The sequence below is a fragment of the Terriglobus roseus genome (assembly GCF_900102185.1).
GTDB lineage: Bacteria > Acidobacteriota > Terriglobia > Terriglobales > Acidobacteriaceae > Terriglobus > Terriglobus roseus_A.
Genome location: NZ_LT629690.1, coordinates 4,806,735 through 4,819,216 on the forward strand (window position 1 = coordinate 4,806,735; position 12,482 = coordinate 4,819,216).

8 protein-coding genes and 2 rRNA genes are annotated in these 12,482 nt (G+C 55.5%); 4 read left to right on the top strand and 6 right to left on the bottom strand.

Translation table 11 applies throughout. The annotated features are described in order from the left end of the window. The first annotated feature begins 252 nt into the window (after positions 1-252). Positions 253-3,196: ribosomal RNA gene (locus BLT38_RS20200) — 23S ribosomal RNA — on the top strand. Positions 3,197-3,344: 148 nt separating this feature from the next. Beyond that, positions 3,345-3,461, top strand: a 5S ribosomal RNA gene (gene rrf / locus BLT38_RS20205). A gap of 287 nt (positions 3,462-3,748) precedes the next feature. Here the strand turns inward: rrf and BLT38_RS20210 are convergent. Together BLT38_RS20210 and BLT38_RS20215 are read right to left on the bottom strand one after the other, a co-directional pair. Continuing rightward, positions 3,749-4,423 (bottom strand): ribonuclease HI family protein, encoded by a 675-nt coding sequence (locus BLT38_RS20210; RefSeq protein ID WP_083346788.1) that lies wholly within the window; start codon positions 4,421-4,423, stop codon positions 3,749-3,751. Between the two features lie 68 nt (positions 4,424-4,491). Further along, positions 4,492-6,207, bottom strand: a complete 1,716-nt coding sequence (locus BLT38_RS20215) for a hypothetical protein (RefSeq protein ID WP_083346789.1) — start codon at positions 6,205-6,207, stop codon at positions 4,492-4,494. 58 nt (positions 6,208-6,265) lie between these two features. Between BLT38_RS20215 and BLT38_RS20220 the strand changes: the two genes are divergently transcribed. Then, a complete protein-coding gene (locus tag BLT38_RS20220) occupies positions 6,266-6,721 on the top strand; it encodes a peroxiredoxin (RefSeq protein WP_083346790.1) in 456 nt (151 codons plus the stop codon). Between the two features lie 12 nt (positions 6,722-6,733). Here the strand turns inward: BLT38_RS20220 and BLT38_RS20225 are convergent, their stop codons facing one another. Then, the gene (locus tag BLT38_RS20225) at positions 6,734-7,243 is read right to left on the bottom strand and encodes a hypothetical protein (RefSeq protein ID WP_083346791.1); all 510 of its coding nucleotides are present in this window, start codon (positions 7,241-7,243) and stop codon (positions 6,734-6,736) included. 177 nt (positions 7,244-7,420) lie between these two features. Here BLT38_RS20225 and BLT38_RS20230 point away from each other — a divergent pair, with 177 nt between their 5' ends. Beyond that, positions 7,421-8,590 carry an FAD-dependent oxidoreductase gene (locus BLT38_RS20230; RefSeq protein ID WP_083346792.1) on the top strand — a complete coding sequence of 390 codons (1,170 nt, stop codon included), beginning with the start codon at positions 7,421-7,423 and terminating at the stop codon, positions 8,588-8,590. A 9-nt stretch (positions 8,591-8,599) separates the two neighbouring features. On the opposite strand, the gene BLT38_RS20235 is transcribed toward BLT38_RS20230, so the two are convergent. The 3 genes from BLT38_RS20235 to BLT38_RS20245 all read right to left on the bottom strand — a co-directional run bounded on the left by BLT38_RS20235 (position 8,600) and on the right by BLT38_RS20245 (position 12,397). Continuing rightward, positions 8,600-9,316 carry a M15 family metallopeptidase gene (locus BLT38_RS20235; protein ID WP_083347232.1) on the bottom strand — a complete coding sequence of 239 codons (717 nt, stop codon included), beginning with the start codon at positions 9,314-9,316 and terminating at the stop codon, positions 8,600-8,602. Between the two features lie 32 nt (positions 9,317-9,348). Then, on the bottom strand, positions 9,349-10,944 hold the full coding sequence (locus tag BLT38_RS20240; protein ID WP_083346793.1) for an NAD(P)H-hydrate dehydratase: 1,596 nt from the start codon (positions 10,942-10,944) through the stop codon (positions 9,349-9,351). A 67-nt stretch (positions 10,945-11,011) separates the two neighbouring features. Further along, complete coding sequence (locus BLT38_RS20245) at positions 11,012-12,397, bottom strand: penicillin-binding transpeptidase domain-containing protein (protein WP_083346794.1); 1,386 nt, start codon at positions 12,395-12,397, stop codon at positions 11,012-11,014. Positions 12,398-12,482 lie beyond the last annotated feature (85 nt).

Sequence of the window (12,482 nt, forward strand, 5' to 3'; positions counted from 1 at the left end):
TGAGGTTGAGACCCAATGGTCTGAGCCTTGGACAGAGCATAGTCCAGCACCTCAGGGTGCAGCACGCAGAAGCGTGTGTGATGTTTGACAACTGAATAGATTGGGTAAACATAACTACAAGGCTGAGCCTTCAGCTTGCAGGTAGTCTCTGCAAAACTGAAGATTTAGTAATGAATGTGTCTTTAGGATAAGTAACAAGGCGAATAATATGGACACTCGCAACAGAGTAATCTGCGTGCGAGTAAATTCTATGAACAAGCTACTAAGGGCGCACGGTGGATGCCTTGGCAGAATCAGGCGATGAAGGACGTGGCAAGCTGCGATAAGCTTCGGGGAGCCGCACACAGGCGTTGATCCGGAGATTTCCGAATGGGGAAACCCACATACGCAAACCGTATGTATGACCCGCTGAATACATAGGCGGGCTCAGGCGAACGGGGGGAAGTGAACCATCTCAGTACCCCCAGGAGAAGAAAGAAACCTCGATTCCGATAGTAGTGGCGAGCGAACTCGGAATAGCCCAAACCCGTTTTATTTCGGTAACACGGGGGTTGTAGGGCCTGCAACAGTAGAGTTACCAATCCAGTAGATAGTCGAAGCCCTTGGAAAGGGGCCCCACAGAGCGTGACAGGCGCGTAAACGAAATTTATCTGGACTCGAAGCAGGTACCTGAGTAAGGCGGGGCACGAGAAACCCTGCTTGAATCCACGGGGACCATCCCGTAAGGCTAAATACTCGATTCTGACCGATAGTGAACCAGTACCGTGAGGGAAAGGCGAAAAGTACCCCTTTGAGGGGAGTGAAAAGTACCTGAAACCGTGTGCCTACAAGCAGTGGGAGGACTATGCCCGTAAGGGAATGTCTGACCGCGTGCCTATTGCATAATGAGCCGGCTAGTTATTCTTGTCAGCAAGGTTAAGCGTGAGCGAGCCGCAGCGAAAGCGAGTCTGAATAGGGCGTTAAGTTGGCAGGAATAGACGCGAAGCGGGATGATCTACCCTTGGCCAGGTTGAAGATGGGGTAACACCCATTGGAGGACCGAACCGGTGTTTGTTGAAAAAAGCTCGGATGAGCTGAGGGTAGGGGTGAAAGGCTAATCAAATTCCGTGATAGCTCGTTCTCTCCGAAATAGCTTTAGGGCTAGCCTCGGGTGATTTGCGTTGGTGGTAGAGACATGATTGGACTAGGGGGCTTTCCGGCTTACTGAATCCAGCCAAACTTCGAATGCCAATGACAACCAGCCCGGGAGTCAGACTGTGGGGGCTAAGCTTCACAGTCGAGAGGAAAACAGTCCAGACCGCCTGCTAAGGTCCCCAAATTATAGTTAAGTGGGAAAGGAAGTCGGAACGCTCAGACAGCCAGGAGGTTGGCTTAGAAGCAGCCATCCTTTAAAGAAAGCGTAATAGCTCACTGGTCAAGCGGTCCGGTGCCGACAATACAACGGGGCTAAAACTATATACCGAAGCAGCGGATGCACACTTTGTGTGCGTGGTAGGAGAGCATTCTCGCGACAATGAAGTACGACTGAGAAGACGTATGGAGTTTCGAGAAGAGACCCTGCCGGCATAAGTAGCGATAATGAAGGTGAGAACCCTTCACGCCGAAAGTCTAAGGTTTCCTGAGGAAGGTTAATCCGCTCAGGGTTAGGCGGTCCCTAAGCTGAGGCCGAAAGGCGTAAGCGATGGACATCCGGTTAATATTCCGGACCTCCCAATTGGTCGTTATTACGATGGGGTGACGCAGAAGGATAGGCAGGTCGTCATATGGCTATGGCGGTCGATGCACGTAAGCTGGACCAGATAGGCAAATCCGTTTGGTCTTAACAGTGAGGTGCAAAGCAAGCCCTTAAGGGTGTAAGCTGCTGATTTCATGCTGCCAAGAAAAACCTCTAAGGAGAACGATTGGGAACCGTACCCCAAACCGACACAGGTAGACGAGGAGAATATCCAAAGGCGCTCGAGTGAAGGCTTGTTAAGGAACTCGGCAAATTAGACCCGTAACTTCGGGAGAAGGGTCACCACGGTAGGGTTCATAGCCCGAGGTGGTCGCAGTGAAACGCGTACGGCGACTGTTTAACAAAAACACAGGTCTCTGCAAAGTCTAAAACGACGTATAGGGGCTGACTCCTGCCCGGTGCTGGAAGGTTAAAAGGAGGGGTTAGCGCAAGCGAAGCTCTGAATTGAAGCCCCAGTGAACGGCGGCCGTAACTATAACGGTCCTAAGGTAGCGAAATTCCTTGTCGGGTAAGTTCCGACCTGCACGAATGGAGTAACGATCGTACGACTGTCTTAACGAGTTGCTCGGCGAACTTGTAGTACCGGTGAAGATGCCGGTTACCCGCAGCTAGACGAAAAGACCCCGTGCACCTTTACTATACTTTTACTGTGGGTTACGGCAATTGCTGCGCAGGATAGGTGGGAGGCTTTGATCCCGGACTCTCGGGTTCGGAGGAGCCAACGGTGAGATACCACCCTGCGATTGTTGTGACTCTAACCTCCTCCCCTGATCGGGGAGAGGGACATAGTAAGACGGGTAGTTTGACTGGGGCGGTCGCCTCCTAAATTGTAACGGAGGCGCGCGAAGCTACACTCAGGCTGTTTGGAAATCAGCCGTCGAGTGCAAAGGCATAAGTGTGGTTAACTGCGAGACCTACAAGTCGAGCAGATGCGAAAGCAGGCCTTAGTGATCCGGTGGTTCTGTATGGAAGGGCCATCGCTCAACGGATAAAAGGTACGCCGGGGATAACAGGCTGATCATTGCCAAGAGTTCATATCGACGCAATGGTTTGGCACCTCGATGTCGGCTCATCGCATCCTGGAGCTGTAGAAGGTTCCAAGGGTTAGGCTGTTCGCCTATTAAAGCGGTACGTGAGCTGGGTTCAGAACGTCGCGAGACAGTTCGGTCTCTATCTGCTGTGGGCGTAGGAGATTTGAAGGGGGCTGTCCTTAGTACGAGAGGACCGGGATGGACGAACCTCTTGTGTTCCAGTTGTCTTGCCAAAGGCACGGCTGGGTAGCGAAGTTCGGTTATGATAACCGCTGAATGCATATAAGCGGGAAGCATGCCCTAAGATGAGATCTCCCAACCCGTAAGGGATAAGAAGGGCCCTGGAAGACCACCAGGTTGATAGGCTGGATGTGGAAGTGCAGTAATGCATGTAGCTTACCAGTACTAATCGCCCGTTCGGCTTGATCATAGAATTTACTCTGCGCAGAAACTCTGCGATCCTAGAGAGATAATTCAATACAAGCCAAGTAGTTATATAAGACAAATCCAAATTTTGGTATATCGTCTACTCAATCTATTCAGTCGTGAAACCTCGCGCATGCGAGTTTCGACAATTTGCTGGTGAGAATACCGCGAGGGCCACACCCGTTCCCATCCCGAACACGGAAGTTAAGTCTCGCTGGGCCGATGGTACTGCACGGGTAGCTGTGTGGGAGATTAGGTGATCGCCAGCATTACATTGAAAAGCCCACTCTTCGGAGTGGGCTTTTCGCATTTGAGCAGTTATTAATCCCACATCATCGACTTAGATAACTTGCCCGAGAATGCCGTGTACTTTTAGGCCTCGAAGTTACTGCATAAGTCCCATGAAAAACACCTTCTTTACTCGCCTGGCGGCGAGCAAAGAAGGAAAAGGGTATCTCGTTTTATCGATCGCTCGTGTGTCGCCTATGTATCGGCGCGCCAACGAGTGGCTAGCTTTCGTAGAAAGCCACGGCCTCGAGTTACTGCATGCAGCGATCTATTCGCGGATGATCTTTACGAAGACGCCATCCGGCAATGACTTCCCACCCAATAAATGAATAGCGCCATCACGAACGAAGCCACGCAGCATTTCCCCTTGGGGGGGAGCTGACACTTCGGACCGTTGAGGGACAGGATCCATCCGACGAGGAGCTGCTGGCTCCGAAGACTTTTGGGGATATGGAGTGGCCTTTGCGGGAGCTGGTGTCTTCCCCATGCCGCGATCCATGGCCTCATTGGCAAGCCGGTCCGCGGTTTTGTTCTTGTGCCGCAGGGCATGGCTGATGTTGAACAGGTCCAGGCGCGCAATCCGCCGTTTGGCTTCTTCGAAGAGCGGCCGGAGATCAGGGCTATTGACCTTGTACTTGCCCTGGATCTGTTTCACCATCAGCTCGCTGTCGCTGACGACCTTGAGGCGCGTGTAACCGTTATCCAAAGCCCACTGAAGAACACCCAGCAGGCCGCTGTATTCGGCAAAGTTGTTTGTCTTGAATCCAAGGAATTCGCTTAGTTCTGCGAGAACAACGCCATCTTCTTTCGCAATAACGGCACCATATCCCGCAGGACCAGGATTACCTCGTGCTCCGCCATCGCAATGGGCCAGAAGAGTAATGGCTGCGGTGTTGCGGGGGGACGAAGGCTGGGGCGACGCGAATAGATCTCCGGTAGACATCGATCTATTAAAACAGGTACTTCGTGCTGTTCTCGACGCCTTCGGCGTAGCAGATCAGTGAGAGCGTCTTACAGGACAGTAGTACCGCTGACGAAGACCTGATCTGTCTTGTTCCCAAGAAGGCGATACAGCGCAAACTGCCGCGAACTACCGTGACGAAGCTCCATGAGTATCTCCGCACGGTTGGTCGCATCGGCGTCGACCACGTCAATGGGACGATACCGTGGAATCCGGTCAAGATGCATGCTATCGGTGACCGTCCGCATCGCGGGATGAAGTGTTCCATCAGGATCGGTATTCGCGACGACTGTCACATAGCGCTCCGGCGCTGAATCCGTCGCTGGAACCCGCGCAAAGAAGGTGTAACTGACGGGCGCGCTGAAATAAAGCTGGTAGGCGCCCATCTGTTCATCCGCAAACGTGACCGAAGGGGAAGCAGGAGCCGTTGTCTTCGCAGTCCTTGTGCTGCGGTTGCGAGCGGTAGTTGTCTTCGCAGTGGTCGCGGGCTTAACGGGCGCAGCTGCAGAAGGCTTCGGAGCTGCGGTTGTTTCCAACGCATCCGTTGCGAGTGCCGGATTCATCACAACCGCACGCGCCAGATCTTCCAACGCACTGAGTGCAGTCGCGCGCTCCGTGTTGTTGCTGAATTTGTAAGTGAAATCGTGCGCTGGACGGTCTTTCGCATCACTGACAGCAACGATCGAATCCAGCGGTGTAGAAAGCGTAGAAACAGTCGAGGCTTTTACCTTCACGACAGCCTGGGTATCATCCTTGGCCGTGGTGATCGCACCGCGTCGCAGGACCGGGCCACCCGACATGGTGTCGCCGCTGGAGATGGTACCGCCCTCCGTCACGGTCTCGTTGGCGGAAGATCGAACATCGGATGGGCCGGCCGCTCGCGTTTCAGCAGCCTTGGCAGTGCTGCGGCTTGCCAGCTCCATTGGATCTGGTGGAAGCGCATTCGGATCATCTTCTTCCGCGGCACGATGGCGGATGGTGGGGCGATCCGGATCGTCGGCAGGAGCATTGTTCTGCGTAACGGTCGCCTCGGGTGGCTTCTTGGAATCTTTCTTATTTGCCTTACCCTGATCTCCCGTGTTGTGCGCGGAAGATTCAGGCGAACGGTGCAGCGTGGGGCGCTCCGGATCGACAGAATCCTTGTCCTTCTTGCCGGAACCGTAGTCGTCCAGCGTTACCTTTGCAGGCGTATCTTCCTCGCGGCACTCTTCGGGAATCGCAGCCGCAGCGGCTTTCGGATCGGCTGTCTTGGAATCAGAAGACTTTGAACCAAAGTGAGGCTTGCCATCGTCCTTAGGGGCTTCCTGCACAACATGCGCGTTGCCGCAGTTCGGTCGAATGCGTCCAGCCTTGGGTGCCTTTGGAGCGGACACACGCCCGTAGCCGAACCAACCGTCATCGAACGGCAGGTTAGCGGCAATTGCGCTTCCCGCAAAATTCCGCGATGCAATCAGATCAAAAACATTCTGCTGCACGCCGCTCTTCTGCAGGTCGTAGCGAATACCGGATTCAAGGGCGAAAGGAATGGGCCGAGCCAGGTAAATGCCAGCGTCTTCATAGTGGCCACCAATGAAAAGCGACACCGGGATAAGCCGAGCAGCCTTTGGCTTCAATGGGTCATCGCCAACGTATTCGTACAGCGCGACGGCGCGCGTTACCTGATCCGGTTTCGCAACCTTGTGCATTTGCGCAACCGCCGCAAGAGGCAGCGAGCACAACACGGTTGCGGCAGAAAGCCAACGCATGGCGAACGAGCGGGCGTGCATACTACTCCATTGGACGGCGAAACGTTCTCAACAGCATACGCGGCGTAAGCTAGGAACTATGAAGATTGGCGACATCGTAGACTTTACGCTCAACGACCAGGACGGCAACAGCGTCTCTCTTTCACAGTTTCGCGGATCGCCCGTGGTGCTGTTTTTCTACCCTCGCGCAGACACGCCGGGCTGCACCGTAGAAGCCTGCGAATTTCGCGACATTTACAGCAAACTGAAGTCCGCAGGGGCGATTTTGCTGGGCATTTCGCGCGATACAGAGTCGAAGCAGAAGAAGTTCGCCACAAAATTTTCGCTGCCTTACACCCTGTTGGCAGATCCGGAACTAACTGTAGCCAAAAAGTTTGATGTGGTGCGCGACGCCACCATGTATGGCAAGCCCGTGATCAAAATTGAGCGATCAACGTTCTTGTTTGATCGCGAAGGCAAACTCTCAGCTGAATTCCGCAAGGTAAAGCCGGAAGGCCATGCAGCAGAGATGCTTGAGGCTATCGGTAAGGCCTAGCCGCCGGGTAGCTCAGTAGGCTGGAAAAATCAGTGTCTGCTGAGGCGAGATGCTCGCCTCAGTACCCTTTGCGGGGGCGGCATCGGCCGTCTCTCGTTGCCCCTGCTTGCCTTGCTGCGTAATCACCTGGCTTAACTCATCCTGACCATTGATTCGCGCAATCTGAAGACTCAGTTCGCCGGCGCTGGACATTTGTCCGGCCGCAGCCACGGTAACCACCGTTAGCTCTACCGGACTACCTGCTGGAGCATTGCCAGCAGCTTTGGCCAGTTTGCCGTGCAGTTTCTGGCCGTTGGCAGCGTGTGCGCTGTCTATATCGCTATCCAGGTGCACTTCAATAGGCGTGCCCGTGGCAATGCCCAGCGTATTGCGCATGGTCGCAATCCGTAGAGAGGCGTCGTCGCTTGCAGCACTGCCATTTCCAGCGACGGAGATCGCACCCTGGGCTGGTGGTGCGGCTGCCAGAGAACTGGTTTGCGCCGCAAGGGCGATTGTGAAGAACAGCAGGATTGCGCTGTGCATAGCGGTTCGCATCAACAATTGGGATGAACTCTGTCACCCGCAGGGTTGTCACGCATTCTGGCGTCGTCGGCATATCGTCAGCTATCTGAAGATTCCGTAAATGCATCCGTTTTATAAAGATTGTGACGAAATCCGGTCGTGTGACCGTAACGTGAGTGCACGGAGGGACTTGGACACATGGCAACGCGCATGGAAGACGTGATCATTGTGGGTGCAGGACCTACGGGATTGGCGCTGGCAGCGGAATTGCGGCGACTTGGCATTACGCCCATGTTGTTTGACCGGGTAACTGAAGGTGCAAATACATCGCGCGCAACCGTAGTTCACGCTCGAACGTTGGAGGTGCTGGAGCCACTCGGCATCAGCGACACGATGGTGGCGCGCGGTATCCCATTGCGTGCTGGGAATATGCGGGCAAAGGGGGGCACCATCAAGGCCACCATTGCCTTTGATGAGCTGCCAACAAAGTATCCGTTTGCATTAGCTCTCCCGCAGAATCTCACCGAAGAAATCCTGGTGACAAAGCTGCGGGACCTGGGCGCCTCCATTCACAGGCCCATCGAGGTCAATTCGCTCACTCAAACTGCGGATTGCGTCACGGTAACTTATACCGCTGCAGGCACGCTCGTTCAGGATCTGTGTGCGCGCTGGGTAGTTGGTTGCGATGGTCTGCACAGCACGGTGCGTCAGGCTGCGGGCATTGCCTTCACTGGTGGCGATTACGAAGAGTCGTTCGTTCTGGCGGATGTCGAGATGGATTGGCCGCTCTCGCCACATGCCACCGCGAATATGTTGGAAATGTTTTTAGGCGACGAAGGCATCACTCTGATCGCGCCTTTGCCAAACAACATCTGGCGCATCATCGCCACGCAGGAAGACGCTCCCAAAAATCCGACAGTCAACGATTGTCAGCGCATCCTGGATACACGCACCATTCCCGGCGCAAAGGTGCAGCGCGTGGTGTGGTCTTCGCGATTCCGCATTCAACATCGCGTGGCGCGCAAACTGCGGCAGGGCCGCGTGCTCATCGCTGGCGATGCGGCGCACGTACACTCGCCTGCGGGTGGCCAAGGAATGAACACCGGCATACAGGATGCGGTCTCTCTGGCAAGCGCATTGGCAACAGCGCTTCGTACTGGCGATGAATCGGAACTGGCTTCATGGGAAGAGAAGCGTTTGAAGATCGCGCATTCCGTCGTGAACACCACGGACAAGATGACGAAGCTGGCGCTGTCTCAGAACCCACTGACACCGCTACTGCGAGAAGCCATTCTTGGCCTCGCGGGACATGTGCCTGCCATGGGACAAGCAATGGCACGACGGATGTCCGAAATCGATAACCGTTAGTTAGGTTGCCTATCGAATGCTCTCGAACGGAATGTTCATGATGGGGTACTGCCTCCAGTCGCGGTAATCAAAGTGCCACCACTCCGTTGGATTCACCTCAAACCCTTCCTTGGTCATGGCGTGACGAAGAACACTGCGCAATTGCCGTTCTTCTGCGGTGCCGCCGGAATAATCGGCATAGGCGCGTTCTGTCATCTCGTCATAACCGCTGGGCATGGTTACTTCCTCACCCGTTTTCAAGTCATAAAGAGAAAGATCCACGGCGCAACCGCGATTATGTTTCGATCCGGCTTTCGGATCCGCAACGAAAATCTTCTGATGGTTCGGCGTTGCGTCCCAGAAGATTTTTGTCACGTACCACGGGCGGTATGCGTCGTGAATGATCAACCCATATCCAAGCGGACGCAGCGCGTTGCTGGCGCGCACCACAGCTTCCGCCGCGGGCCGCTGCAGGAATGCACGAGCCTGCGTGTACACCGGCGTTCCAAGGAAGTTGTTTGAAGTCGCATAGCGAATGTCGAGCTTGATTGTGGGATCGAGCGTGATGAGTTCCACAAGATCCGCTGCGCGGAAGTTTCCAGTCTCTTTGGGCGGCTGTGCCTGAAGCGCCTCGGCACGCAACTGCTCCACAGGACGCAGCGGAGTAATGCGGAACGAAGGTGCCTGTGCGTGGAGCGTGGCGCATGCAAGAACAACGCTGCAAAAGAAATGAAGTACTCGCTTCATGGTGCTGATGTTTGCACGACACGGCCGCAGAATCAATCGTGCAGACCGCAGATCCAATCGCCAATGCTGTCTGCTGTGCGATAACGGAAGGCTCTGCTGAGATGAGCGACCGTGTCCGTAGCAAGCACCGTGTGCTCGTCCATCTCACGCGCAGCGAAGTCACCCGCAAGCCCATGCAGATAAACGGCAGACGCTACGGCTTCGCGAACTTGGTTTGGCTTTTGCGCAAGACACGCAGCAACAATGCCGGTAAGGATATCTCCGGAACCGCCCTTCGCCATGGATGGATTGCCCGTGGTGTTTACAGCAATCGAACCATCGGGATGCGCAACCAGTGTGCGCGAACCCTTCAGCACTAGTGTCACACCATGCTGCTGTGCGAAGTCGCGTGCCAGATTCAATCGATCCGCCTGCACCTGTTTTGCCGTGATGCCGAGCAGCGTTCCCATCTCTCCTGGATGCGGTGTAAGAACGATCGTGCGCGCACCGTTACGTGAAGCTTCGTTCAGTAATGCAGCCTGATCTTTGAATGCGTTTAGTCCGTCAGCATCCAACACCAGTGGAATATCGCTCTCCAGTACAAGACGCCGAACAAACTCAGAGGCTTCGCCATTTGTACCTAACCCCGGACCAATGGCAAGAACAGAAATCTTCTTCAACCATTGGTCTTTCGACTGAAGGTTTGCAAGCGCAACAGAGCCGGTTGCATCTTCGCTGAGCGGATGCGTCATGAGTTCCGGCGTGATCAGTGCAACCGTATTCAGGATCGACGTTGGTACAGCAGCCGTGACTAAGCCTGCACCCGCACGCAGCGCAGCCAACGATGACATGGAAGGCGCGCCTGCCTTACCTGCCGCGCCACCGATGAGTAATACATGGCCATACATGCCCTTGTTGGATTCAAAAGGACGTGGGGTTTCGAAGATGCGTTTTGCAGCGCCTGTCCATGTGAGCTTTTGCTCACTTTCGATAGCTGCATCCGGAGAGCCAATCGGCGCGACAACGACAGGTCCAAAAACATCTGGCGCGGTGAGGTGCCCGAATGCATGCGCAAGCTTTGGCGCAGTGAAGGTGACAACTGCATTCGCGCGAAACGCTCCATCGGCGTACGTCTCTGTAAGGTTTGCGTCCCATCCACTGGGAAGATCAACCGCGATCACCGAAATCGTTGTATCTGCAACGATATCGCGCGCTACGGCAGCGGAGCCACGTAACGGCGGCGTGAAGCCTGTGCCAACAAGGGCATCCAGAAGAACATCAGCTTCACGAATCGCATTGGGCAACGACTCCTTTACTGCCGCCTCATCTGCAAGAATGCGCACAACAGAACCATCCAGCGATTGATAGGCCGCCGCAGCATCGCCCTTCAATTTCGCGGCATCGCCTAGCAGAAGCACTTCCACATTGCGGCCAGATTGAAGCAACACGCGCGCTGCAACAAATCCATCACCACCGTTGTTCCCAGCTCCGGCAAGTACAAGAATGTTCTTCGCCGTTGGGTACTGCTGCTGCGTGAACTTCGCCACGGCGGTTCCTGCATGTTCCATCAGTTCGCCAAAGGGAACTCCAAAACGCTCGGCGGTAGCGCGGTCTGCGGCGGACATCTCGGCTGCGGTGAGGATCTTCATGCTGCTCCATTCTAAGAAGAAAGAGCCCGGCAATGCGCCGGGCTCCTGTCATTCAAAATGCGTCGTATTAGCAGGTGGTTGCATTCACGGCGCAGGGCTTCGCAAATCCCGTTGGCAGCGGAGCCGTTGAAGGTGTTCCCGTTGTCTCCGTTGCAGGAAGACTGCTGGTAGGTAAAGCTGCTGGTGTCGGGCTCTGTCCAGGAACGGCTGTCGCAGCGGCTGACGGATCGGTCGCCGGCGATGTCGCCACCTGCGGAACAGCGTGCTGCTGGAAGTAACTCTTATCCGCAAGCGCACGATAGAAGACGCCCGTGAGTTCAGCGGCCTTCGGTCCAAAGGTAGGCCGTCCACCGGTGAGGAAGAAGACAGTTACGATGCGGCCGTTGGGCCCATCGCCATACCCCGCAAACCAACCAAAGCGCGTTCCATTGTCAGAGCACGTGCCGGTCTTGCCAAGGATGGGGAACTCGCTGAAGTTGGTCCGCAGACTACGCGCCGTACCGTATGAAGCGTCCACAGCGCCCGCCATGCCAGGCAGCATGTCCGGAATGTACTTCTGAATGTTCAGCGTGCGCTTCAGGCGCGGCTGAAAGTTGGCAATCTCGTCAGGCGTTGTCGGGTGCTGCAGATAGAACAGCGAACCGCCATTCGCAATGGCCGCCACGATGGCGCCAAGCTGCAGCGGCGTCATCTCTACGCTTTCGCCGAAGGAGCACATTCTGCCCACGCCGCCCTTCGATTCCGGCAGCGGATGATCCGGATAAACACCAAGCTGCTCGCCCGCAATGTTGTAGCCCGCAAGCTCGCCCAGACCAAACTGGTTGGCGTAGTGCTTCACGGTCTCAAAGCCCATCTGGCGACCCAACTCTTCAAAGTAAGGATTGATCGACCGGGCAAGAGCATACGTCAGGTCGATCTTGTAACCATGGCCCAGGTTCACGGGCGTGTCCTTGGTGATGATGCCTTCGGACAGCGCCGCCAGCGCCACGGTCAGCTTGATGGTGGAACACGGCTCTGCGCCGGGTCCCAGCGCCTGCTTCTGGTTCACCATCGCCAACACGCGACCGTTCTGCGGATCAATCGCCAGTGCGGTACCGTTCATGTTGCCCAGCGCCTGAATCAACGATGCGCGGACAAGCGGATCTTCTCCGGAGGTGACATCGCCCAGCGTGATGTTGTCCACGTTCGTGGCGAACGACGGTGCGCTAAAGTGCTCGACATAACGGACGCGGCGAACCACACGGCGCTTGCCGTGCGTCACCACGACCACGTTGGTAGCGGTAGCCGCCTTGCGAGTCTTCTTTGTGGATGTGTGCGCCGTGGAGCTATGTGCCAACTGCGACTTGCTGTGGTGGGCTTGTTTCGTGTTCTTCGTCATGGCCGGTGTGGCCACAACAGCAGAAAGAGCAAGCAGGGAACAGGCCGCAACACGCAGGGGTGAAAGAAAACGCATCGGCACGAAACTCCTTCATAGACTCGCCTCGCAATCGTCGCGAGGCGGGAAGGACGCTCGGTCTGCGGTCCCCTGCCGCAGATCT

Bases quoted from the DNA above. Each gene is read 5' to 3' on its own strand.
- BLT38_RS20210 (WP_083346788.1), bottom strand. From the start codon at position 4,423: ATGTCTACCGGAGATCTATTCGCGTCGCCCCAGCCTTCGTCCCCCCGC.
- BLT38_RS20215 (WP_083346789.1), bottom strand. From the start codon at position 6,207: ATGCACGCCCGCTCGTTCGCCATGCGTTGGCTTTCTGCCGCAACCGTG.
- BLT38_RS20220 (WP_083346790.1), top strand. From the start codon at position 6,266: ATGAAGATTGGCGACATCGTAGACTTTACGCTCAACGACCAGGACGGC.
- BLT38_RS20225 (WP_083346791.1), bottom strand. From the start codon at position 7,243: ATGCACAGCGCAATCCTGCTGTTCTTCACAATCGCCCTTGCGGCGCAA.
- BLT38_RS20230 (WP_083346792.1), top strand. From the start codon at position 7,421: ATGGCAACGCGCATGGAAGACGTGATCATTGTGGGTGCAGGACCTACG.
- BLT38_RS20235 (WP_083347232.1), bottom strand. From the start codon at position 9,316: ATGAAGCGAGTACTTCATTTCTTTTGCAGCGTTGTTCTTGCATGCGCC.
- BLT38_RS20240 (WP_083346793.1), bottom strand. From the start codon at position 10,944: ATGAAGATCCTCACCGCAGCCGAGATGTCCGCCGCAGACCGCGCTACC.
- BLT38_RS20245 (WP_083346794.1), bottom strand. From the start codon at position 12,397: ATGCGTTTTCTTTCACCCCTGCGTGTTGCGGCCTGTTCCCTGCTTGCT.